This window comes from Saccharothrix coeruleofusca (genome assembly GCF_017876325.1).
Classification (GTDB): domain Bacteria; phylum Actinomycetota; class Actinomycetes; order Mycobacteriales; family Pseudonocardiaceae; genus Actinosynnema; species Actinosynnema coeruleofuscum.
In genome coordinates this window covers 1,079,086-1,101,437 of sequence record NZ_JAGINV010000001.1, presented here as the reverse complement: position 1 = coordinate 1,101,437, position 22,352 = coordinate 1,079,086, and the positions used below count along the sequence as shown (strand labels likewise).

Sequence of the window (22,352 nt, the reverse complement as noted above, 5' to 3'; positions counted from 1 at the left end):
CGGGCGCTGTCCGGTGGGTGCGGACGTGGTCGTCGTCGGGTGTGGAGGTGTGGCGGGTTCGACCGGAGCGGACGACAGCCGCACCGTGAGGCCGTCTGGCTCTTGACCGTGCCTGGGGAACAGCCCAGCGCTCGCGCGGCGTCGTCCACTCCGAGGTCCAGCCAGAACCGGGCCACCAGCACCGCGCTCTGCTTGGCGGACAACGCCGCCATCGCGGGCCAGAGCACCATCTGGTCCTCCCCCTTGTCCTGCGGCGGCGCGGGCACGTCCGGCAGCTCGGAGGCGGTGCGCTCACGCCGCCACCACGAGGCGCGGCGCTGGGCAACGTACTTGCGCAGCAGCAGAGTGCGCAGGTAGTTGCCCAGCCGCTCGCGTCCGTCCACCCGGTCCCACGCCAAGTAGAGCGCGAGGAACGTGGATTGAACCAGGTCCTCCGCCCGATGACGATCACCGCACAGCAGGTACGCGGTCGTCGTCAACGACGCCACGTGTTCGCTGTAGCAGCGGCTGAACTCCGCGTCGTCCGGAGTGGACAGCATGGGGAATGCTCCCCGCGGCTCCGGTCAGAGACCGGGCACCGGCTGTGCGGGGAGCTGCGTGGTGTTCGCGGGGTCCGCCTCGTCGCCCTCGGCAGGCCGCTGGACCGGCTCGGCAGGCCGCTGCACGGGCTCAGCAGGCCGCTGCACGGGCTCCGCCGGAAGCTGGTGCGTCGGCGAGGGAACCGACGTGCTCTGCGTTCCGGCACTCGCGAAGGCAATCGCGGGACCGGCGACCACCGTCAGACCGAGGGTTGCCGCAGCGATGAATCGTGCTCGCACTGATCACTCTCCTGGCAGTAGGCGCACCACTCGTGGGTGGTGCTTCATCTCTTCCCCAGTCCTCGACCGTCGATCCGGTTGCCGGAATTTTCGTGACCGCGCTCACACCACTCCGTTGCCCCTGCGGGAACCGGTCACGGGAACAGCAGCAGTTTCCCGGTCGTCGTGCGCGATTCGATGTCCGCGTGGGCCTTCGCCGCCTCGGCCAGCGGGTAGCGGCCGCCGATCCGGACGACCAGCTCTCCCCTCTCGACCATCCCGAACAGCTCAGCCGCGTGCGCGGTGAGCTCCTCGTGAGTGCGGATGTGGTCGGGGAGCGTGCCGTAGGTCAGGCGGGTGCTGCGTGGGATCTCGTTCATGGCGATGGTCGGCACATCGCCGATCAGCGGCCCGTAGAACACCATGGTGCCGTGCGTGCGCAATACCTGAAGTGATGCGGAGAACGTCGGCCCACCCGCGCCGTCGAACACCGCGTGCACCCCCTCGCCACCGGTCAGCTCCAGCACCCGCTCGACGAAGGCGTCACCCGTGGAGACCAGGACGTGATCGGCACCGGCAGCCGTGGCGATCTCGACTTTCTCCGGCCGCGACACGAGACCGATCACGGTACCGCCACGAGCCTTGATCAACTGGGTGAGCAGCAGCCCCACGCCACCGGCGGCAGCGTGCACGAGCGTGATGTCCCCTGGCCGCACCGGGTGGCAGACAGTGGAGTGGTGGTGCGCGGTCAGGCCCTGCAACAGCACAGCCGCGGCTGTCTCGTCGTCGATGGCGTCGGGTACCGCGACGACGTTGGCGACGGGGAGCACGATCCGCTCCGCGTAGCTGGCATGGGTGTCGGCCGTCAGCCACGCGACCCGATCCCCCCGGGCGAACTCGTGCACGCCCTCGCCCGTCTCCACCACCACGCCGGCGCCCTCCATGCCCGGCACCTCGGCCAACCGGTCCCGGCGGACACCGACGTCGAAGAAGTTCACGCCTGCCACCCGGATGTCCACCAGTACTTCTCCAGGGCCCGGACGAGGTGTCGGCCGCTCCCGCAGCCGCAGCACTTCCGGTCCTCCCGCTTCGCTGACCACTACCGCTCTCATGCGGCCGAAGCTATGTCCGCGAAAATGTACCTGCAAGTACACTTTTCCGTGATCGCGGAGAGCCGCGCAGCGACACCGCGTCCAAGTGCTGGCAGGACCTCGAGATCCGAGCTCCGAGAGATCCGCGCCAAGTCCGGGACCACGCGGGATGATCCAGGTCCTTGACCTGAACGGAGCATCCACCCGGACGGCTCCCACCAACGGCGCGTTCACCGCGCGATGATGCCCCCATGTGGAACTCCCTGCGCCGCTGGGCGGCTCGGCGTTCAGCTCCCCACGAGCACACGACCGGCAACAACGTGGTCGACAACATCGGGGGTTCGGTGCAGGCGGGGCACATCGAACAAGTGCATTTACACACGCCCGCGCCTCCTCGGGCACGACCGCCGGCGGAAAGCTCACCAGGTGATCCCCACAGATCGTTGTCGACGTGGCAATCGCACGCCTTGGTCGAACCGCAGGAACTCGTGCACGTTCAGGAAGTCGTCGCCGAGCTCGCCCGTGCGATCGCCAATCCCACCTCCACCGCCGCGATCAGCGTCTCCGGAGCGGGAGGACTGGGCAAGACGGCCATCACGCACGCCGCCGTGCAACAGGTGGCGACCAGCGAGCACTTCACCCACGTGGTGTGGGCGTCGGCCAAGAACACGCGCTTCTCCAACGCCGGCCAGGGCGACGCCTCCGTCGACTCGATCTACTGGCACGACGTGCTGCGCATGATCGCCGCTCAACTGAACTGCCCCCTCTCCCCGAACCAGGCGCTGTGGGAGCAGGAGTTGACCGACTACCTGGCCGGTGCGCCCGCTGATACGCGCGCGCTGGTGGTGGTCGACAACCTGGAAGTCGTCCACGCCGCCGACCGCGTCTTCGAACGGCTCGGCGCACTGGGTTTGCGGCATCCGCACGTGGTCGTCGTGACCAGCCGTTGGGCCGTCGTCGACGAGGGGACCGATGTCCGCGACTTCAGGATCGTTCCCCTGACGCCCGCGCAGACCTATGACCTGGTTCGCCTGCTGGCTGCCGACACCGGGTCGGACCTGGGCACCGCACAGGACGAGGACCTCGCACCCGTCTTCGGGATCACCGAGGGCAACCCGTTCTTGATCAAGCTGATCACGCGGCGCTTCATCGTCACCGGGCGGTCGCTGGAGCGAGTCATCTCGGAGTTGCGCTCGGTGGCCGACGGCAAGCTCGGGGGGCGTGTGCGCACGTGGCTGTTCGACCGATCGCTGGACGAGTTGAGCGCGCGATTCTCCCAGGAGGACGCGGTCGGACTGCTGTTCTCGTTCTGCGCGAGCGGGCGGGGCGACTCGCTGACCTACCACGAACTCCGCGCCGAGAGCGGCGTGGCCAGTGACGACCGCTTCGAGAGCCTGCTGGAGACGGCGTGCAGGCTGAGCCTGGTGCGTCCCTCGGACCGCAACCGCCGCTACTCCGTGCACAGCTTGCTCTACGAGTACACCTGTCCGCTGGCGTGGCAGCGTCAGGGGGCTTGAACGTGGACGTCGAAGTCCCCGGTCGGTCGAAGTGGCAGTCGCAGTTCGCCGCCCGTGCCCGGCAGCGGTTCCCGGAGAAGATCGTCGACGCCGTGGCGAATTCCGACGATTACCGACGCAGTGAGAACGTGCCGCGACTGGCCACGCTGCTGCGCGGAGCGCTGGTCGCACCCGAGGCAGTCGAATCGCATGTCCTCGCCGGTCTGGTCGAACTCTCCTTCAGCACCTTCTTCACCACCGGCTCGGGCACCGGATTCAGCGAGCACCGGGAGTTCCTCACCAACGCGCTGGCGCTGATCGACGTCCTGCACGAGCGCGGTGCGGCCACCTCGGCCCTGCTGCTGTCCGCCGCGCGGTTCCAGGCGCGGTTGAGCAACGGCACCGCCCGCAGGCGCGGGTTCATCGAACGCGCCGTCGACACCGCCACGACCCCGGACGAACTGGTTGCCGCTCGGCTGACCTTGGCCAAGTACCGGATCGACACCAGCCAGTACCGGGCGGCGCGCAAGCAGTTGTCGCTGTGCCGCGAGGTACTGGCCACCGGAGCGGCGAAGCGCCACGCCACCGATGTCGAGGTGACGACCGGCGTCTTGTACTACTACACCGCCCCGGCCCGGAGCCGCTGCTTGCTCGAGGCGGTCGTCTCGCGATGGCGGGACGGCGGTAGCGGCGGGCCCACCGATCAGCCGGTGGCCACGGCCCTGCACTACCTGGGTCGCCTCGCCGCCGATGACGGCGATCACGTGCTCGCCATCCGGTTCTACGTGCGGGCCGAGGAGCTGTCGGACGACTTCCTCCACGGTCACGGCTTCTACCACCAGCGGATCGCCGAGTTGCTGGTGGAACGCGGCGCCGTCAGCGAAGCGGCGCACCACCTGATCACCGCCAGCGAGACGTTCGCCCGGCTCGGGGAGGTGAGCGTCGGGTCGGCGGTCCTCGACAGCACCTGGGCACGCTTCCACGTGCGTCTGGGCGAACTGGAGAAGGCGGAGCGCATTCTCCGGCGCGGGATCGAGGTCAGTCGTGCGCACATCGGGCCCCGCGCCGAGTTGCTGCTGTTGGCGCAGTTACTGGTGCTGCACGCGAAGCAGCGTGCCTGGGCGACGGCAGCGCGCATCGCTGTGCGTGGCGTGTGGCTCTACGCCAGGACCGAGATCACAGACGATCCGTTGTCGGTGTGGAGCCGGCTCACCGCTGTCGCGCGCCGTGCCCTGAGCACGGCGCGACCATCACGGAGCACGCGGTCACAGAGGCCACCGGAGGCGTTCTCGTGCCCGTGCGGAGAGCCACATGACCGCACAACCGTCGAACTCGGGTAACCCGGACCCGGTCGGGGTGTGCGTGAGCCGCTTCCAGCCTCACCCGGCGTCGAGGTGGGGCTTCCGCACGGGGACGATGCCCGACGCCCGCGTGGATCGCACAAACCGTGTGCCCATCGGTGTGGCCGGGCATCGTCCATGACCGGATCGCGGTGACCGAGCAGTCGCCGCTCGTCAGCGCAGGTCGAGCACGACCTTGCCGGTGACACCGCTCTCCACCGCTTCGTGCGCGGCCGCCACGTCGTCGAGGCCGAAGGAGTGCACGGGCAGAGGTGAGAGCAGGTCCTGCTCCAGCGCCGAGGTGATCTCGGCCGCCGCGCGCAGCAGCGCGTCCCGTGGCGTGGTGAGGAACAGCACGAACCTCAGCACGAGGTTCGGCCACAACAGCCGGAACACCGGCAGCGTCGGGTCCACCGGCTGCGCCGCGTAGGTCACGATCGTCGCCCCCGGCGCGGCGACGGCGAGGTCCAGGTCGAGGTTGTCGGTCAGCGCGACCTCGATGATCCGGTCGACGGGTCCGACACCGTCGAGGATCTGCCGCGCGGCGTCGGCGTCGCGGTAGTTCACGACGAGATCCGCGCCTGCCGCACGGGCCAGTGCCGCCTTCTCAGCTCCGCTGACGGTGGTCACGACTCGAGCCCCGGCGATCTTGCCGAGTTCGATCGCGTAATGGCCGACGGCGCCCGCGCCTGCCGCGACGAGCACCGCGCGGTCCTTCGGCGATCCGTCGGCGTGCAGGCACCGGTGCGCGGTCATCGCCGGGATGCCAAGACCGGCGCCCAGTTCGTCGGAGGCCCCCTCCGGCAGCCGGACAGCTTGTTCGGAGGGCACCACGGTCCACTCGGCGGCGGTTCCCCACGGGGTGCCCGAGCCCGCCATCCAGATCCACACGCGCTCGCCGATCCGACTCGGGTCGACACCGGTGCCGACCGCGTCGATCTCACCCGTGCCGTCCTGGTGCGGAATGCGGCCACGGAGCTCGCCGACAGGTCCGAAGTCCTCGGGTGACGAGTTCGTCCTCATCCACATGTCGCCGGGGTTGATCGCGGAGAGCGCGACGCGAACGCGCACCTGGCCGGGACCGGGTTCCGGTCGCGCGACGTCGAGCACCCGCAGCACGGTCTTCGCGGGGCCGTTGGTGTCGAAGAAAGCTGCCTTCATCGTTCCGGGTTCCTCAATCGTCCTGATGTGGATGGCGCTAGAGGGTGGCGGCGATGCCGCGCATGACCGACTCCAGGTCGCGTTCGCCCTCCGGGGTCTGCGCGCCCTGCTCCAGGGCGCGCGCCATGAGTTGCGCGGGCAGGCTTCCGCTCACCAGTTCGGCCCACGCGTCGTGCTCGGCCTTCAGGCCATCCGCCAGATCCGTCGGCGGGACGAGCCTCTTCGCCGCGGCGATGATCTCCGGCGGGAGCGCGGCGATCTTCCGCGCCACCTCGTCGACGACCGCGTCGAGTTCGGCCGCGGGCACCGCGCGGTTGATCCAGCCGTAGGCGGCGGCGGTGTCGGCGTCCACCAGGTCCGCGGTGAGCAGCAGTTCGAGAGCGCGGTTGCGCCCGACCCGCTCGCGCAGGTACTGCGTTCCCCCGCCACCGGGGACGATGCCCATCAGCACCTCGCTCTGGCCCAAGCCCGCGGTCTCGCGGGCGGCGAAGGCCATGTCGGCCGCCGCGACGAACTCGGCACCGCCCGCACGGGCCTTGCCCGCCAGCTTGACGATCGTGACCTGCGGCTGGTGGCGCAGCAGCTCGCCGACGCCCTGGAACAGGTTGGCGTCGGGATTCCGGTCGGCGATCTCCCGCAGTCCGTCCATCTCCTCGAGGATGTGGATGTCGACGTGAGCGAGGAAGAACTCCGGGTTCGCGCTGGAGAACACGACGACGCGGACCGAACTCTCCTCGCGCAGCGCGCCGAGCACCTCGTGCAGTTCACGGATCAGGGTCGCGCTCAGAAGGTTGACGGGAGGGTTGTCCAGCGTGATCCACGCAACTCCGGCGTCGATGCCGACACTCAGCGTCTTGTGCGCGTTCGGGTCCACGGGTGCCCCTAGGTTGTCGATGAGCAGGTAGGTTTGCAACGCATACCCACCCTGGTCCGAGCGCCAAGAATGATCAATAACGCACTTTTCGAGCACTAAGGATCCCCGTGGACACCACTACGCCGACCCCGACGCCCACCGACGCCCCGCGATTCAACGTCGACTGCCCGAGCCGCCCGATCCTCGACCAGGTCGCCGACAAGTGGTCGATGATGGCGCTGGCGGTCCTGGAACAGCCGACGCGGTTCAACGAGATCAAGCGGCAGCTCGACGGCGTGACGCAACGGGTGCTGACCCAGACCCTGCGCAGGCTGGAGCGCAACGGCCTGATCCAGCGCCGGGTGCTCGAAACCTCACCGGTCGGCGTGGAGTACTCCCTCACACCGCTGGGCGCGTCGTTCCGCGAGCCGTTCCTGTGCCTGTACACCTGGACCGTCGAGCACAGCGGCGAAGTCATGGCCGCGCAGCGGGAGTACGACGACCGGACGTCAGCGCGCTGAGCACGGCGACGGGTGCTCTGCACCGCGCCTGCTACCGATGCCGGCTGCGCTGCCCACGCCGGACAACCCCGTGTCCGACATCCGGTGCCAGGACCCGCCACCCCCTTGCCCCACGCGCTGTACGCGACGCTCCGCTCCCGCACCCGATGCCCGACCGGTCCGAGCGCGGCATGGGAGGACACCGTGGATCGGTGATGACCGGACTCGGTTCACGGTGCCGGGTGGTCGGCCCACCGTCCCCTCTTCGGCGCGGTGAACCACTCGGCGGCGCGGCGGGCGAGGTCTTCGACGGACGACCCGTCCGCCGGGTGGACCAGACCGTCTGGTCCCGACAGGTCGATCAGGGCTTCCTCAGCCCTCACCCCACCGTCCCAGTTGAGGCAGGACGGACTCCAGCCGCCGCGAATGCCGCGCTCGTCGAAGTCCAGGCGCAAGGTGTCGCGCACAGCGCGGTCCTCGATCGAGTCCAGGGACACCAGGAGCCAGGGGGTGCCGTCGTCATCGGCGTGCAGCCAGTAATCCAGTCCGGGGACCAACCCGTTCAACGACATCGCGAAGGCGAGTTCGGCCTCCGTCGCGCCACCCTCGCGCTGCCCGCCCCAGTCGATCTCCGCAGTGGTCACCGGCCCAGCGTAACCGCCGCTGCCTGAGCCGACGTGCGCTCGCCCGCATGTGCGCTGATGCGGTTGGTCGAGAGCCGCGACGCGACCGGTCCGGACGTGCCGTTGAGGTCGGCGGCCGTGGTCCACTTTGGACATACCGGAGGTCCGACCGGAGGTCAGCGCCACCGGACAGCCGAGCGGCGGTTTGGTGACCGTGGACCGATCGCGGCACCGTCTCCGACTGGTGGCACGATCGCGGGATGACGCCGATCGACGAGCACACCGTCGCGGAACTGGCCGGGGAACACGGTGTCCCCGATGAGGTGGCACGGGAGTTGGCGGGGCTGTTGCGGCCTTGCGTCCTGCTGGTGCGGTACGAGGACCTGCCGGAGGCAGGCCGGGCGGGCACCCGGCCTGCCGCGCGGGCGGGAGGACTGCCCCGGCTGCCGGAGGGCGTCGGGTGGCCGAACGGGACGGTCCCCTTCGTGCTGGAAGTCGACTGCGCGGCCCTGTCCCGCCACCACCTCGACATCGGCCTGCCGCCGGACGGGCAGCTGCTGTTCTTCACCACCTTCGTCTACGAGCCGGAGGACTCCGTCGTCCTCCACGTCCCCGCCGGCGTCCCGACCGAGGAGCGCCCGTGGCCGGAGGGGGTGGACGCCGCGCAGAACGCGCCCTACGAGTCGCACCCGCTGTACGCCGTGCCCGGACCGACCATCGACCACGACTGGCGCGCCGCACCGGCGGTGGAGGCGTTCCGAGACGGAGGTTCCGACCGGGACGAGGCGGTGGAGAACCTCGTGAAAGCGATCGTGGCCGGCGTTCACGGCGAATCAGCACCCCACGCCGTCGCGCAGATCGGCGGCTTCTCCAACCAGTGGCAGGTGCCACCCGACCAGGACGGCCTGGTGCTGCTGGCCCAGCTGGACGGGAACGCCGTCGACCACCGGCTGTACACGCTGAACCTGGTCGTGGGCACCAGGGAGGACATCGCCACCGGCCGTTGGGGAGATCTCCGGTGCGAACAGCAGTACTGAGCCGGTCCCGGCCTCGTGCCGCTTGAGAAATCGTCGTCGCGGACGACTCGCCACGAGCGCGAGGGCTCGCGCGTGAGGTCGGCGTCGAGGCGGATCACCAGCGACGGCCTGCCTCATCCCTCGGCGTCGAGGAGACCCGATTCCCACGCCCAGGCGGCGATCTCCACGCGGTTGCGGGCGCCCAGCTTCGCCTGGACGGCCGCCAAGTGCGTCTTGACCGTGCCCACCGTGACGTGCAGGGCGTGCGCCACCTCGGCGTTCGTGCGACCGCGTGCCACCAGCAGCACCACGTCCAGTTCCCGGCGGGAGAGCGGCATGTCGCGGGGCTCGGGGCGTCGGCCCGCCAGTTGCCGGAGCAGGCGCACGGTGATCGCCGGGCTCACCAGCGCCTCACCCGAGGCCGCGGCGCGGATCGCCTCCACCAGCAGGGCCGCGCCCGAGGTCTTGAGCACGAAACCGGACGCCCCGTGGCGCAGGGCTTCGCGCACGTGCTCGTCGTCGTCGAAGGTGGTGACCACGACGACCTTCGGGCCGCTGATCCGGCGCAGCGCCGTCAGGCCGTCCATGCGGGGCATCCTGAGGTCCATCAGCACGACGTCCGGTGCGATGTCCCGCGCCAGCGCCACGGCCTGCACGCCGTCGACGGCCTCGCCCACGACCTCGATGTCCGGTTCGGCGGAGAGGATCATGCGGAAGCCGGTGCGGACCATCGCCTGGTCGTCGGCGATGAGGACGGTGATCGTCATGCGTCCTCCCCGACCGGCAGGCTGGCCTCGACCGCCCAGCCCTCGCGCGGGGCCGGCCCCGCGGACAGGGTGCCACCGGCCGCGACGACGCGTTCGCGCAGGCCGCGCAGACCGAACCCGCCGGAGTGCTCGGGAGCGGGACGGCCGTTGTCGATCACGCGGACTTCGAGGTGGCCGCCGGTGCGGTGGACCGACACCTCGACGGCGCTGGCACCGTGCGCGTGCTTGCGCGCGTTGGTCAACGCCTCCATCACCACGCGGTAGGCCGCGGCGGAGGTGTCGGGGCGCACGTCGGTGAACGGACCGCGCACGTCGAGCCCCACCAGCAGGCCCGACGTGCGGCGGAAGCTCTCCACCAGGGTCGGCACCTCGACGACCCCTGGTGCCCGGTCGTCGGCGGCGTCGCGCAGCAGGCCGACCATGCGGCGCATGGCGTCCACCGCCTCGGTGCCCGCGTGCTCGATCTCCCGCAGCGCGGACAGCACGAGTTCGGGGTCGGTGCGGGCGACCGCCGCCGCGCCTTGGGCGTGCACCACGATCCCGGCGACGTGGTGGGCGACGAAGTCGTGCAGGTCGCGGGCGAACTCGGCGCGTTGCGCGGCGCGGGCGCGCTCCACCTGCCGGGTCCGGGCGACGGTGGCCGAGCGCGCCACCAGACCGGCCGTCACGGCGACCGCGACGCCGAGCGCCAGCACGAGCACCCCGACCGTCGTCCGCAGGTCTTCGGCGTCGCCCCGCAGCGGCTGGGCCAGGACGGACACCGCCAGGACGGGAGCCGCGAGGGCCGTCCACCGGGGCTCTCCCCGCCACACCAGCAGGGCGAGCACGCCCAGCGCGGCAGCGGTCGCGGACAGCGTGAAGGGCATCTCCACCGTCTGGTCGTGGCGGGTCGTCCACCACATGCCCGCCGCGCAGGCGGCCTGCGCCGCCGCGAGCGCGGGCAGACCGCGCGGGCCCGGCCAACCGGCGCACAAGGCCACCGCCACCATCGCCACCGCCCACGGCAGGCGCGTGTTGCCCTGACCGCTGAACTCGCCCAGCCACAGGTCGACCACGCCCAAGGCGGCCAGCGCGCACGCGGCGGCCAGCCGAGGGACTGCTGCTCGCAGGAAGAACCGCACCCGGCCAGCGTAAGGACCGGACGCGATCGGCGGATCGCTCGCGGGAGGGTCTGCCGAAAGGAGGAGGTGGACCCGCAAGACCCGCCTGAGGACGGAGGTCCGCGCGGCGCGCTTCGGCGCACGCTGGCGTCGAGTCCAGTCAGGAGGTCCGCAGGTGTGGGATGACGTCGGTTACGCGGGTGTGGGGATCGAGTCGTGGTACGTGCTCGTGCCCGCGCTCGCGCTGTGGGGCGCGCTGCTCGTGGCGCGTGCGGTGCGCGGCCGGCCGGGGTGGACGGGGCGCCACTGGGTGCTCCGGGCGGCGGTCGGAGCGTACGCAGCGGGGGTCGTGCACTTCACGCTGTTCCCGATCGACGTGCAACGGGGCCCGCATGCCAACCAGGCCGCGTGGTACGAGCAGGTCAACTGGTTCCCGCTGCTGACGGCGGACGTGCCGTCGTTCGTGCTCAACGTGGTGATGCTGGTGCCGTTCGGCGTGCTGCTCCCGCTGGTGTCGTCGGCAGCGGCGAGCGCGGGGCGGGTGGCTGTGCTGTCACTGGCGGTCAGCGCCTCGATCGAGGCGGCGCAGCTGCTGATCTACGTGGTGGCGCGCAGCGGGCGCAGCGTCGACATCAACGACCTGCTCGCGAACACGCTGGGCGCCGTGCTCGGGTACCTCCTGGTCAAGTCCCTGCCCGTGCTGCGGCGCACCGCGCTGCCCGGCTCGGCGGCGTCGCGCGCCTGGCGGTGCTGACGCGCGGGCGGCGGGTGCCGTGTACGAGCGACACAAGTGCGTACAGGCACCCGCCGAGCACCGCGTCGAGGTGGCGGAAGTCCACCGCGACGACGCCTGGGCTTGGACAATCGGGTCAGTTCACGAAATCGGCGGAGGGGTGCGATCGCGGATAGGTCCGCAGGTATTCGAAGAAGCGAGCGAGCACTCGATCGCCACGAGTGAGGTTTCCCGGGGTGTAGTGCATACCGGCGAAGACCGGCAGGTCCTCGCTGGCGATCGACATCTCCAGGTCCAGGACGTAGTCGAGGAACTCGTTGGTCTGCTCCGGCGTCTCCCCCGGCTCCGGTCGCGCGCAGATCGTGTAGAACACGGTCGTCTGACCGGGCGTCGGGATGCCCATCCAGGAGGACCACCCGAACCAGCGGCCGTCGACCGTTCCGTTCTGGTGGAACAAGTTCGTCCCGTGGATCTCCGGACGAATGTCGAGAACGACCCCGGCCGGCGTCAGCGCATGCATGGGGAAGGTGGCCGAGTAGTCCTGCCAGGTGGCCTCCTCGTACGGATCGTTGCGCATCTCGAACTGATGCAACTCGGTGACGTGCAGCAGATCGGGGGTGTTCGCGCAGACGACCCAGGGGTCGACGGAGAACCGATCGGGGAAAGTTCCCGACCTGAGCACCAAGGAATCTTCCGGATAGTCGAAGTCCGGCACCGAGAAGCGCGGCTCCGAGCCGTTGTAGGCGAAGACGACGCCGTACCGCTCCACCGCCGGGAACCGGTAGAGCGAAGCTCGCGGCGGGACCGGGTCTCCGGACGGGAGGTGCGCACACCGCCCGCTCCCACCGTCGTACTCCCAGCCGTGGAACGCGCACCGGATGTTGCCGGAGTCGGTGACCTGCCCGATCGACAGGTCCGCTCCCACGTGCAGGCAGTACGCGCTGAACACGCGGATATCCCCGTGCCGATCGCGTGAAACGATCACGCGCCCGTCGAGGAAATCGCAGCCGTGCACGCCCCGCTCCGGGACGTCGGAGCTCAGGCAGACCGGGAACCAGCTCTCACTGAAAACACCCCCGTCACCTTCCGCCGGTATTCCCCTCCCCCTGAGCCGACGCTGCGGAACTGTCTCACGGGCTTGCTTCCCCTGCGTTGTCGTCACTTGCGCGCTCCTATCCTCGGTTTGCGCTTTCCGCGTTCAGGACACGCACCCGCCACGAGACGGGCGTGGTGACCTCTTCTTGCCGCAGCGACGTCTAGAGTCTAAGCTCTAGGGCAACCGGCGGTCAACCGCTCCCTCTCGGCGAGGAGGCTTCTTTGCCAACACCGAGCTTTCCCGTAGTTGTGACAGCGAGCTGGACCGCAGCACGTCACGTGCTGGCCCTGGAAGTGAGCTCGGATTCAGAACACACACTGCCGAGTTGGACTCCCGGCAGTCACGTCACGATTCACACCCCTGCCGGTTCCTGTTCCTTGTCGCTGTGCGGCCGACCAGCCGACGATCGTTGGCGACTGGGTGTGAGGAATCGCGAGGACGGAGCCGCGCGGTGGCTGCACGACAATGCCGCGGTCGGCACCTCCCTGACGGCCGGCCCGCCGTCGAACACGTTCGAGATCGACCCGACCAGTGACAACCATGTTCTGATCGCCGGCGGCGTGGGGATAACGCCGATACTCGCCATGGCCCTCGAACTCGCCGAGCGAGGGGCGTCCTGGCACCTGCTGTACATCGGCTCGTCCCGCCAGGAAATGGCTTTCCTGGAGCACCTCCGGGGTGTCCGGGAGAGGGTGACCGTGTGGGAGACGGCGTCGCGCGGAAGACCGGACGTCCCCGCCGTGGTGAGCGAGTGGATCGACGGGGCGTCGACCGCCCTCTACTGCTGCGGACCAGCCGGGCTGGTCGAGTCGGTCTCCAGCGATTTCTCGGGCCGGGACGACGTGCGAGTCCTTTCCGAGCGCTTCACGGCCACCACCGAGCTGGGCGGGAGTTTCGAGGTCGAGCTCAATCGGTCCGGCGGCAGGATCAGGGTTCCCGACGGCGTGAGCGTCCTGGACGCCCTCGAAGAGCGGGGAATCGACATACCGTGGTCCTGCCGGGCCGGTATCTGCGGGACGTGCGAAACTCCCCTGATCGCCGGGCGAACCGACCACGGGGACAGCCTCGTCGGCACGACCCGCGCCGACGACGTCTGCTTCCCCTGCGTGTTCCGCGCAGCCGACGACGACGTCATCGTGCTCGACATCTAGCTGCGGAAGCCGCACTCGGCGTTGCCCGTGCGGACCCCACCAGCCCGAAGTTGTCGATGGTGGACAGCTAAGAGCGCACCCGTCGCGCTCCGCTGATCACCTCGCCGGCGGCGATCCGCCCGATCTCGGACGTGACCTCGCCCGCGAAGCTGTCAGTCAAATGCGGCTCCACGATCGAGAACGCCTGACGGGCACCCTCCTCCAAGTGGTCGTGCCCGGCCGCTCGTTCCCCGTAGACCGTTCCCAGGTACTGCCACCAGCCGACGAACACCACCGCGGTGGTCGCCGCGCAGCGCGCGACAGCGCTCGCCGCGAGATCGGGCCGCCGAAAGTGCCCGGACGCTCGCAGTTCCTCGAACAACGCGATCAGGCGGCCGGTCCCCCACGACAGGGACTCCCGGTGCCGCGAAGCGATGGCGGGGCTCATGTGCGCCAGAGTCGTCGAATCCGCGAAGATGAAGCGGAACCGCTGGATTATGTCCAGAGAAACCACGTATACGCGAGCTACCCCGGCGGCCGTCGCCGGCGAATCCCAGGATCCATTCGCGCGCACCTCGTCGGTCATCCGGGAGTACAGCTCGGAGGCAATCTCCTCCTTGTTGCGGAAGTGGTAGTACAGGTTTCCGGGACTGATTCCCAGCTCTTTTGATATCTGGTTCGTGGTGACGCAGTCGAAGCCGTTCTCGTTAAACAGCCGGAGGCTTTCGAGCACAATCCGCTCCCTATTGCCCACCATGACCTCCAGTGCGGAATCCCGGCTCCGTGCCGACGGTCGCGCGCAGCCACGACCGCCCCGGTCCCACGGGCCACCCGAGGTTCGTCCACCTCGCGGCATCGGATGACCCGAACGCACTGCATCCTACCGCTGCCGCCGCGGCGCCCGCGCCGCTCGCCGTGAATTCGCGGACGAGGTGTTATTGCGGATTCCCCCTTCCCGGCCCGGCGCCGCGGTGATCCCGACCAGCGCGGCGGTTCGGGGTCGAGTTCCCTGGCGAAATACGCCGACGCCGCCTTCAGGATCTCGTTCGCCGCGCGACTCGCGCACTTCGCGTTCGAGGTCGGCAACAGCGACAGGACCACTCGGTCGACGGACCCGCCTGCGGCTCGACCTGGCGGGCACGACATCGTCATCGTCTGATGGGCTGGGGGAACTGCCGGTGTGCCCGGTCGAGGACCCGGTCGATCGGGGTTTCGTCGCGGCGGTCCCGGCGCCAGGTCAGGTAGGTGACGATGGTGGGTTGGGGATCGTGCAGGGGGCGCAGCACGACCCGTTCGCCGTGCGGTGCCGAGAAGTGGCTGTGGTCGTGCCAGGAGGCGGGCACGAATGAGCAGTGCGTCCCGTCGGACAGCAGCATCAGCAGTCCGTCCTCGACCGCGGCGTTGACCTGGTCCACCAGCGGAAGCATCGCCAGGTAGGGGTGGAGGACGTCGGGGAAGGTCCAGGGGTCGATGTTGGTGGCCAGGCGCAGTCCGACAATGTCGGCGGGTCGGACCCGATCGAGGCGGTGGAAACGCGGCGTGTCCGGCAGCGCGATCACGAAGCGCTCCTCGAGCAGCGGGAGCTGTTCGAGGTCCTCGTCCTCGCGGAGCTGGTGCCACACCAGGCCCAGCTCGATGTCTCGGGAGCGCAGCGACTCGACCTGCTGGCGCGAGTCCAGCGGGCGCAACGACAGGGACGACCGCCCGACTGCGGGGCGGATGGTGCGCGCGAGGAGCGATTCGCGGAAGTCCGCGGGCAACGAGCGCACGCCCACGCGGATGGGGGGCGCGTGCGCGGTGCGGAACATCGTGTCGACGAGGTCGAACTCGGTGACGATGGCGCGTGCGCGAGGCAGCAGCGCTTGGCCCGCCGCGGTCAGGGTCGCCGGGCGCGTCGAGCGGTCGAAGAGGCTGACGCCCAGCTCGGACTCCAGTTCCCGGACGCGCTCGCTGACCCTGGACGGCGCCAGGTGCAGCTGACGGGCCGCGGCGGTCACGCTGCCGGTCCGCGCGAAGGCGAGGAAGACCTGCATGTGGACGAGCTGGGGCTTCATGTCGGTCTTCCGCGCCCACCGCGGTGGGGTGGGGTGGACACAAGTTTCGACAATACAGAAAGTCCGTCGTTTGTTCCGGATCTACCGTCAAGTGGTCGACACGCTGTCGGCACCACGGTCAAGCACAGGCACGACCTGCGGTGATGACGCGCCGAACATGATCATTGACAGGAGCGACGCATGCTGGCGAACCGACCTCGGCGCATTCGCGCGGCCTGGGAAGCGGGAACCACCGCCTACGGGGTCGCGGTTCAACTGCCCAGCCCCGACGTGGTGGAGATCGCGGGGCAGGCCGGGCTCGACTACGCCTGGATCGACGCGGAGCACGGGTCGTTGTCGCTGGCGGAGATCCGCGAGTTGATCCGCGGTGCGGACGCCGTCGGGATCGACGCGATCGTGCGTGTGGCCGACCACGACCCGTCGTTCATCCAGCGCGTCCTCGACCTGGGTGCGGCCGGGATCATGGCCGCGCACGTGTGCACGCCCGCGCAGGCGTCCGCGCTGGTGGCGGCGGCTCGCTACGCGCCCGCCGGACGGCGAGGGGCCTGTCCTGCGGTGCGGTCAGTCGGGCACGTCACCACCGACTGGGCGGGTGACCGGCGGCGCGCCGACGACGACGTGCTGGTCTTCGGGCTCATCGAGGACCTCGAAGGGGTGGAGAACGTGGAGGCCATCGCGTCGCGATCGGGCGTCCACGGACTCGTTTTCGGCCCGTTCGATCTGAGCATGGCTTGTGGTCTTGACGGTGACGTGGCCCATGACGAGCTTCGGAAGATGCACGACCGCGTGGTTCGCGCCTGCCGTGACGCGGGCATCGAGTACGTGGTCGCGAACGCGGCATGGGAGTTCGACGGGCTCGCGACCACCGCCTCGCGGACCGTGACCCTCGCCGGTGATCGAGGTGTGCTGTTCGACGGGCTGCACCGGTTGCTGGCCTCGGCGCAGCCACGGGGGGCGCGTCGATGAGCGGCGAGGGCACGGACCTCGCCGAGGGCGAGGTGCTCGACTTCTTCACCTCGCTGTCCAACTGGGGTCGCTGGGGCGACGACGACCGCTTGGGCACGCTGAACCTCATCACCGACGAGGTCCGCGCGGCGGCCGCCGCGTCGATACGCACCGGGCGGGCGGTGTCGCTCTCCCGGGACATCGACCCCCGCGCCCCGGACCCCCTGGCGTCCGGCAACTCCGTGGTGCAGCGGTTCACCGGGACCAACGAGGTCGAGGAGCACTTCGGGCGGCCACTGCGGTTCGACGCGGTGACCGAGTTCGTCGGCATCGCCGCGCACGGCTCGAACACCCACGTCGACGGCCTGGCCCACTACTCGTGGGACGGTCGCAACTACAACGGCTTCCCCGCCTCGGAGACCACCTCGCTCGGCGGAGCGCGACGGCTGTCGGTCCACCACGCCGCCCACGGCTTCCTCACTCGGGGCGTGCTGCTGGACATCGCGGCGCTGCACGGCGTCGACTGGCTCGAGCGCGGCCAGCCGGTCACCCCCGACGACCTCACCGCCGCGGAACGACGTCAGGGCGTCACGGTGCGGCCCGGCGACGCTCTGCTGGTGCACACCGGCAACGTGGCCAGGATCTTGCACGAAGGACCCGACGCCGTCGGCCCGGCGGCCCGGCAGGCCGGACTGCACGCGAGCTGCCTGCCGTTCCTGCGCGAACGTGACGTCGCCGTGCTGGGCAACGACGGCGTGCAGGACGTGCAGCCGTCCGGCTACGGCCCGGACCTCACCCGGCCCGTGCACACGGTGGGCCTGGTCGCCCTCGGCCTCTGGCTCATCGACAACATGGAACTCACCGAGCTCGCCGCGGTGTGCCGCGGCGAGCACAGGTGGGAGTTCTTCTTCGCCGCCTTGCCGTGGCGCATGGTCGGGGTCACCTCCAGCGCAGGCAACCCCGTCGCGATCTTCTGACCACCACCGGGGGAAACCCCACGTCGCCTTCCTCCGAAAGGACTCCTGCCCGTGTCCACTACGGCAGTTCTCGTCGTCGACATGCAGAACGGGTTCCTGCACCCGGAAGGGTCCCTCTCCCGAGCCGGGATGGGCCTGCCGGACGCCGAGCCCGCCATCCGCGCGACCGAGGGCCTGCTCGCCTCCGCTCGCGCGTCCGGCCTGCCCGTCCTCTACACCCGACACGTCATCAGCGAGGGCGGGCCCGAGATGTCCCCCCGGTGGCGCGAGGCCGCGGCACCGGTCCTCGCCGTCGAACCGCGGATGCTCAGCCACGGCAGCTGGGACGCCCGGATCATCGATCGGCTCGCTCCGGCGGTGGACGAGGTCGTCGTCGACAAGAACCGTTACGACGCCTTCCTCTACACCGACCTCGAAGACGCGTTGCGCGGACTGGGAGTCGAACGACTCCTGGTCGCCGGCGTCCTGACCAACGTGTGCGTCGAGTCCACCGTGCGCTCCGCGCTCGAACGCGGCTTCGACGTCGCGGTGGCCAGCGACGCCACCGCCGCCTACGACGGGTTCAAGGCACCCTCGCTCGTCGCGATGAGCGCGCTGTTCGCGACCGTCGCGCCCTGGTCCGAACTCGTCCCCGGTCCCGATGTCGAGGAGACATCCGCATGATCGGGAACGGGGCTGAGGTCGTCACCGGTGTCAGCGGCGGGATGCGGGTGCGGCACCCATGACGACGTCGGCCGAGGGACCGGCTGCGACTTCGGTCGCTGCCGCCCGGAGCGGGCTCCGCCGGTGGCCGTCACAGCATCTCGGTGCGGTACTCCGGGGCCAGTGCGATCGCCCGCTGCCCGCGCTCGGCCAGCTCGTCGTCGGTGAGCTGCGGCGGGGGTGCGTCCTTGCTCGCGACTTCGTCACCGACGCGCCGGAAGAACTCGTCCTGGCCTGCGGGGACGCACACGCAGAGCATGCGGGCGGGTGCGCCGGAGACGTTGCGGAAGTTGTGCGGGGCGTTGGCCGGGACGTTCACCGCGGACCCGGCCTTCACGACGCGCTTCTCGCCGCGGAAGGTGAACTCGATCTCGCCTTCGAGGACGGTGAACATCTCCTCGAAGTCGTGCCGGTGCGGGGGCGGGCCGCCGCCGTCGGGCACGCGCATGTCGATCAGGCAGTACTGCCCGTTGGTCTGCTCACCGGTGATGAGCACGGTGTAGGTGTTGCCTGCGATGGAGAGGTGAGTGGTACCGGGGGCGTCGGGGTGGGCCACCGTCAGCGACCGGGTGAGGTCGTCGTCCGGGATGGCGGGTCCGGTGTGCTCGTCGGTGGTCATGCCTGGCTCTCCTCCTGGGCGAGTTCTTCGAAGTAGGCGCGCAGCGAACGGGGTTCGCGCCCGAGAGCGGCGCGCAGGGGCAGGGGGTTGGCGGTCAGTCCGATGCGGTCGTAGTGCTCGAACATCGCCCGCATCGGCGGTGGGGTGCCGGGGCCGGGCTCGGCGCGCTCCGCCCGGACCGGCCTGCCGGTCACCTCGGTGATCAGGGCGGCGACGTCGTGGCGGGACAGCTCGCCCGGCGCGGCCAGGTCGAAGGTTCCCGACAGCAGGTCGTCGCCGCTGAGCGCGCGGGCGGCGACCTCGGCCACGTCGCGGTAGTCGACGCGGGAGAACCGCGTGTCCGCGGACCACGGTTCGGCCAGCACGCCGGTGTCCACAGCGGACCGCCAGCCGCGCCGCAACATCTGGAAGTACAGCGCTGGGTGCAGGAAGGTGAATTCCAGGCCGGCGTCGAGGACCGCTTCCTCCACCGGCGCCTTCGCGGCGTGGTTGATCAACGCCGACAGCACCGGGTGCACCACGGAGGAGAAGACGATCCTGGTGACGCCCGCCGCCACCGCGTCCGCCACGAACGCGCGGCCGATGTCCGCCTCGTGCCGGGCGAAGGCCGGTGCGATGTAGAAGGCGCGGTCGACGCCCGCCAACGCCTTCCGCACGCTGTCGCGGTCGGTCAGGTCGGCCACGGCGACCTCCTCGGCGCCCCTGCTCAGCACGCCTGCGGCCTGCTCCTCCCGGCGGACCAGCCCGCGAACGCGGACGCCGCGCTTCGCCAGGGCGGGCACGACCAGGCCTGCGAACTCCCCGGCGGCTCCCACCGCGAGGACCTTGCCCGAGTAACCGCTCATCGCACCTCCTGGGGACGGGGCTGTCGTGGACACCTCTTGCGTTGCCGAACAGCGGCGCGCTTAAACGGACGATATTCTCCGGTATGGTAGCCCCGATGGGAAGGAGTCGTGATGGCGCTCGACCTGTTCACCCCCGAGGACACCGCGGTACTGCTGATCGACCACCAGGTCGGCACGATGAGCTGGATCCGCTCGGCCCCCGTCGAGCACGTGAAGGCGAACGCCGTGGCGCTGGCCGCGGCCGCCACCGCGCTCGGCATGCCGCTGGTGCTGACCTCGTCGCTGGAGGAGCAGCGGCAGGGGCCGCTGATCGCCGAACTGCGCGACGTCGCGCCGCGCGAGTACGAGTCGCGCGTCCGGCGGTCCGGGATGGTCAACGCGATGGAGGACCCGGACTTCGCCGCCGCGGTGACGGCCACCGGGCGGTCGAACCTCGTCATCGCCGGGGTCACCAACGACGTCTGCACCGTCTACCCCACGCTGAGCGCGCTGCGCGAGGGCTACCGCGTGCAGGTGGTCGCGGACGCGGGCGGGTCCATGAGCGCGGTGGCCGACGACATCGCCGTCGAACGCATGCGCCTCGCGGGGGCAGGCATCGCCTCCACCAACATGGTGCTCACCGAACTGGCCCGCGACTGGAGCTCACCGGCCGGGCAGAGCCTGATCCCCATCGTCGGCAGCCTGATCCCGCAGGGGAGCTGACCCCGCCATGACGACCGTGCCCGGCTTCACGCGCTCCGCGATCGCCACCAACGGAACAGAGCTCAGCGTCCTGCACGGGGGCCGCGGCGAGCCCTTGGTGCTCTTGCACGGCTGGCCGCAGACCGGCGACTGCTGGCTCCCGGTCCTGCCCGCGCTGGCCGAGAGCGGTCACACCATCGTCGTGCCCGACCTGCGCGGCATCGGTCGCTCCGCCTTGAGCGACCGCGGGTTCGAGAAGGACAACCAGGTCGAGGACCTCCGCGGCGTGCTCCGCGCGCTCGGCTTGGGACCTGCCGCGCACGTGGTCGGACACGACATCGGCGGCATGGTCGCCTTCTCCTGGGCACGGCTGCACCCCGGCGAGGTGCGCGGTCTGGCTCTGCTGGACCTGGCCGTACCCGGCCTCGGCCTCGAACGGGCGATGGACGTCGCCCGCGGCGGTCGATGGCACTTCGGCTTCTTCATGGCGCCGCGGGTGGCCGAACTGCTGATCGACGGCCACGAGGACGAGTTCTTCGCGCTCTGGTACGCACAGCTGGCCGGGGACGCCAACCCGTTGTCACCACAGGAGGTCGGCCGCTACGCCGAGGCCTACCGCGGCGTGGAGCGCCTGCGGTCGAGCTTCGGCCACTACCGCACCCTGCTCGACGACGCCGAGGTGAACGCGGCCTGGGCCGCGGCGGGCAACCAGCTCACGATGCCGGTGCTGGCCGCGGGCGGGGAGCTCGCGGCAGGCGACCGGCTCGCCACGAGCCTGCGCTCCGCGGCGCCGCACGTGCAGAGCGCGGTCATCGCGGGCAGCGGTCACTTCCTGGCGGAGGAACGACCGTCCGAAGTGGTCGAGCGCCTCCTCGCGTTCCTTCGCGGGGCGAACGCATACAATGCCGGTCATGAACGCGTCGTCCCGCCGGGGTGAGCGGTGAGCCGCGCTCCGCGCAAGGACGGCATAGCGAATCGGGAAAAGATCCTCGTGGCGGCCTTGCGCACGTTGCAGCGCGACGTGACCGCGCCGATGGCGGTTGTCGCGCAGGAAGCCGGGGTGGGTGCCGGGACGCTGTACCGGCACTTCCGCGATCGCAACGACTTGCTGGCCGCCTTGCAGGTGCGGTCCATCAGCATGGTTCTGGCGCTGGTGGAGGAAATCCTCTCGCGGGACCTGTCGGGGATCGACGCGGTGCACGAGTTCCTCGTCCGCACGGTGCGGCACGGCCCCGACCTCTTCCTGTCCTACCACGGTGCGCCGAAGACGAGCGATCCGGAGTACCTGCGCCTGGAGAAGGGGGTGTGGGACGGCGTGCACGAGCTCGTCGTGCACGGCATCGCGGATGGAACGCTGCGCGCGGATTTGACCGCGCACGACGTCATCATCTTCGGCTCGCTGATCGCCGTGCCCCTCCCCGGAGTGGACGACTGGCCCGCCGTGGCGGGCCGTCAGATCGACCTCTTCCTCGCCGCCGCCCGAGCGGGCTGACGAGAGCCGCGCCGTGGCCGGGCGGCACGGCGCCGGGCCACGGCCGGATCGACCGGGTGAGCGCCATGTCCGCGGCGAGCTGTCCCCGCGCCCTCGGAACGATGGTCGGGACGGTGGATTCCGCCGGAATGACCGGGATGTCGGCCACCGGCCGAGGTGCTCACCCCCGAGCTGGTCGCCGAGGTCTTCGGGGTCCGGTCGCACCGGTGGGTCGACCCCGACACCGGGCAGGTGCACCTGGGCTTCTCCCGCCTGGCCGAGACGACCACGAACGACGACGCCGTCGCGAGCGCGGCGGGACCGGGGCAGGAGCGGGGATGAGGCGGCAGCCCGC

24 protein-coding genes and 1 pseudogene are annotated in these 22,352 nt (G+C 70.3%); 13 read left to right on the top strand and 12 right to left on the bottom strand.

The genetic code is table 11. From position 1 onward, the window contains the following. Window positions 1-152 precede the first annotated feature (152 nt). Both JOF41_RS05250 and JOF41_RS05245 read right to left on the bottom strand, forming a co-directional pair. Window positions 153-539, bottom strand: a pseudogene (locus JOF41_RS05250) (sigma factor); the annotation flags it as partial. Between the two features lie 413 nt (window positions 540-952). Then, complete coding sequence (locus JOF41_RS05245; protein WP_209624034.1) at window positions 953-1,909, bottom strand: quinone oxidoreductase family protein; 957 nt, start codon at window positions 1,907-1,909, stop codon at window positions 953-955. Window positions 1,910-2,139: 230 nt separating this feature from the next. On the opposite strand from JOF41_RS05245, the gene JOF41_RS05240 reads away from it, so the two are divergent. After that, window positions 2,140-3,405 carry an NB-ARC domain-containing protein gene (locus JOF41_RS05240; protein ID WP_209616535.1) on the top strand — a complete coding sequence of 422 codons (1,266 nt, stop codon included), beginning with the start codon at window positions 2,140-2,142 and terminating at the stop codon, window positions 3,403-3,405. Beyond that, window positions 3,402-4,724 carry a hypothetical protein gene (locus JOF41_RS05235; RefSeq protein WP_189226117.1) on the top strand — a complete coding sequence of 441 codons (1,323 nt, stop codon included), beginning with the start codon at window positions 3,402-3,404 and terminating at the stop codon, window positions 4,722-4,724. The genes JOF41_RS05240 and JOF41_RS05235 overlap by 4 nt, the downstream gene beginning before the upstream one ends. Before the next feature lie 174 nt (window positions 4,725-4,898). On the opposite strand, the gene JOF41_RS05230 is transcribed toward JOF41_RS05235, so the two are convergent. Next, complete coding sequence (locus JOF41_RS05230) at window positions 4,899-5,885, bottom strand: NADPH:quinone reductase (RefSeq protein ID WP_209616533.1); 987 nt, start codon at window positions 5,883-5,885, stop codon at window positions 4,899-4,901. A 37-nt stretch (window positions 5,886-5,922) separates the two neighbouring features. Further along, the gene (locus JOF41_RS05225) at window positions 5,923-6,759 is read right to left on the bottom strand and encodes an enoyl-CoA hydratase/isomerase family protein (protein WP_209616531.1); all 837 of its coding nucleotides are present in this window, start codon (window positions 6,757-6,759) and stop codon (window positions 5,923-5,925) included. 107 nt (window positions 6,760-6,866) lie between these two features. Here JOF41_RS05225 and JOF41_RS05220 point away from each other — a divergent pair, with 107 nt between their 5' ends. Beyond that, entirely contained in the window at window positions 6,867-7,259 is a 393-nt protein-coding gene (locus JOF41_RS05220; RefSeq protein WP_189226119.1) for a winged helix-turn-helix transcriptional regulator, read from the top strand. A gap of 209 nt (window positions 7,260-7,468) precedes the next feature. On the opposite strand, the gene JOF41_RS05215 is transcribed toward JOF41_RS05220, so the two are convergent. Continuing rightward, window positions 7,469-7,882, bottom strand: a complete 414-nt coding sequence (locus tag JOF41_RS05215) for a hypothetical protein (protein WP_189226120.1) — start codon at window positions 7,880-7,882, stop codon at window positions 7,469-7,471. Window positions 7,883-8,121: 239 nt separating this feature from the next. Between JOF41_RS05215 and JOF41_RS05210 the strand changes: the two genes are divergently transcribed. Continuing rightward, window positions 8,122-8,898, top strand: a complete 777-nt coding sequence (locus tag JOF41_RS05210) for a DUF1963 domain-containing protein (RefSeq protein ID WP_209616528.1) — start codon at window positions 8,122-8,124, stop codon at window positions 8,896-8,898. A gap of 113 nt (window positions 8,899-9,011) precedes the next feature. On the opposite strand, the gene JOF41_RS05205 is transcribed toward JOF41_RS05210, so the two are convergent. Together JOF41_RS05205 and JOF41_RS05200 are read right to left on the bottom strand one after the other, a co-directional pair. Then, window positions 9,012-9,644: a response regulator gene (locus JOF41_RS05205; RefSeq protein WP_189226121.1), complete on the bottom strand. Its 633-nt coding sequence runs from the start codon at window positions 9,642-9,644 to the stop codon at window positions 9,012-9,014. Then, entirely contained in the window at window positions 9,641-10,765 is a 1,125-nt protein-coding gene (locus JOF41_RS05200) for a sensor histidine kinase (protein ID WP_189226122.1), read from the bottom strand. Before JOF41_RS05200 ends, JOF41_RS05205 begins: the two co-directional genes overlap by 4 nt. Before the next feature lie 154 nt (window positions 10,766-10,919). On the opposite strand from JOF41_RS05200, the gene JOF41_RS05195 reads away from it, so the two are divergent. Next, window positions 10,920-11,498 carry a VanZ family protein gene (locus JOF41_RS05195; protein ID WP_209616525.1) on the top strand — a complete coding sequence of 193 codons (579 nt, stop codon included), beginning with the start codon at window positions 10,920-10,922 and terminating at the stop codon, window positions 11,496-11,498. Window positions 11,499-11,613: 115 nt separating this feature from the next. Here the strand turns inward: JOF41_RS05195 and JOF41_RS05190 are convergent, their stop codons facing one another. Continuing rightward, entirely contained in the window at window positions 11,614-12,639 is a 1,026-nt protein-coding gene (locus JOF41_RS05190) for an aromatic ring-hydroxylating oxygenase subunit alpha (protein ID WP_209616522.1), read from the bottom strand. 356 nt (window positions 12,640-12,995) lie between these two features. Here JOF41_RS05190 and JOF41_RS05185 point away from each other — a divergent pair, with 356 nt between their 5' ends. Beyond that, window positions 12,996-13,724 (top strand): flavin reductase family protein, encoded by a 729-nt coding sequence (locus tag JOF41_RS05185; protein WP_209616519.1) that lies wholly within the window; start codon window positions 12,996-12,998, stop codon window positions 13,722-13,724. Window positions 13,725-13,791: 67 nt separating this feature from the next. Here the strand turns inward: JOF41_RS05185 and JOF41_RS05180 are convergent, their stop codons facing one another. Together JOF41_RS05180 and JOF41_RS05175 are read right to left on the bottom strand one after the other, a co-directional pair. Next, entirely contained in the window at window positions 13,792-14,436 is a 645-nt protein-coding gene (locus JOF41_RS05180) for a TetR/AcrR family transcriptional regulator (RefSeq protein ID WP_209616517.1), read from the bottom strand. Window positions 14,437-14,851: 415 nt separating this feature from the next. After that, window positions 14,852-15,757 carry a LysR family transcriptional regulator gene (locus tag JOF41_RS05175; RefSeq protein ID WP_209616514.1) on the bottom strand — a complete coding sequence of 302 codons (906 nt, stop codon included), beginning with the start codon at window positions 15,755-15,757 and terminating at the stop codon, window positions 14,852-14,854. Window positions 15,758-15,937: 180 nt separating this feature from the next. On the opposite strand from JOF41_RS05175, the gene JOF41_RS05170 reads away from it, so the two are divergent. Genes JOF41_RS05170 through JOF41_RS05160 form a run of 3 tightly spaced genes read left to right on the top strand, consistent with a single transcriptional unit; the run spans window position 15,938 to window position 18,342 of the window. After that, window positions 15,938-16,723, top strand: coding sequence for an HpcH/HpaI aldolase family protein (locus JOF41_RS05170; protein ID WP_189226128.1), 786 nt, complete (start codon window positions 15,938-15,940; stop codon window positions 16,721-16,723). Further along, entirely contained in the window at window positions 16,720-17,679 is a 960-nt protein-coding gene (locus JOF41_RS05165) for a cyclase family protein (RefSeq protein WP_189226129.1), read from the top strand. Before JOF41_RS05170 ends, JOF41_RS05165 begins: the two co-directional genes overlap by 4 nt. Window positions 17,680-17,730: 51 nt before the next feature. Then, entirely contained in the window at window positions 17,731-18,342 is a 612-nt protein-coding gene (locus tag JOF41_RS05160) for a cysteine hydrolase family protein (protein ID WP_209616511.1), read from the top strand. Between the two features lie 130 nt (window positions 18,343-18,472). Here JOF41_RS05160 and JOF41_RS05155 read toward each other — a convergent pair whose 3' ends face one another. Then, window positions 18,473-19,000 carry a cupin domain-containing protein gene (locus tag JOF41_RS05155; RefSeq protein WP_209616508.1) on the bottom strand — a complete coding sequence of 176 codons (528 nt, stop codon included), beginning with the start codon at window positions 18,998-19,000 and terminating at the stop codon, window positions 18,473-18,475. After that, window positions 18,997-19,845: an SDR family oxidoreductase gene (locus tag JOF41_RS05150; RefSeq protein WP_209616505.1), complete on the bottom strand. Its 849-nt coding sequence runs from the start codon at window positions 19,843-19,845 to the stop codon at window positions 18,997-18,999. The genes JOF41_RS05155 and JOF41_RS05150 overlap by 4 nt, the downstream gene beginning before the upstream one ends. Before the next feature lie 111 nt (window positions 19,846-19,956). On the opposite strand from JOF41_RS05150, the gene JOF41_RS05145 reads away from it, so the two are divergent. The 4 genes from JOF41_RS05145 (at window position 19,957) to JOF41_RS05130 (ending at window position 22,339) form a co-directional block, all read left to right on the top strand. Next, window positions 19,957-20,547, top strand: coding sequence for an isochorismatase family protein (locus JOF41_RS05145; RefSeq protein WP_189226133.1), 591 nt, complete (start codon window positions 19,957-19,959; stop codon window positions 20,545-20,547). 7 nt (window positions 20,548-20,554) lie between these two features. Continuing rightward, a complete protein-coding gene (locus tag JOF41_RS05140) occupies window positions 20,555-21,463 on the top strand; it encodes an alpha/beta fold hydrolase (protein WP_209616502.1) in 909 nt (302 codons plus the stop codon). A gap of 3 nt (window positions 21,464-21,466) precedes the next feature. Further along, window positions 21,467-22,018 carry a TetR/AcrR family transcriptional regulator gene (locus JOF41_RS05135; protein WP_209616499.1) on the top strand — a complete coding sequence of 184 codons (552 nt, stop codon included), beginning with the start codon at window positions 21,467-21,469 and terminating at the stop codon, window positions 22,016-22,018. Between the two features lie 156 nt (window positions 22,019-22,174). Beyond that, window positions 22,175-22,339 carry a hypothetical protein gene (locus JOF41_RS05130; protein ID WP_189226136.1) on the top strand — a complete coding sequence of 55 codons (165 nt, stop codon included), beginning with the start codon at window positions 22,175-22,177 and terminating at the stop codon, window positions 22,337-22,339. The last annotated feature ends 13 nt before the right edge of the window (window positions 22,340-22,352 follow it).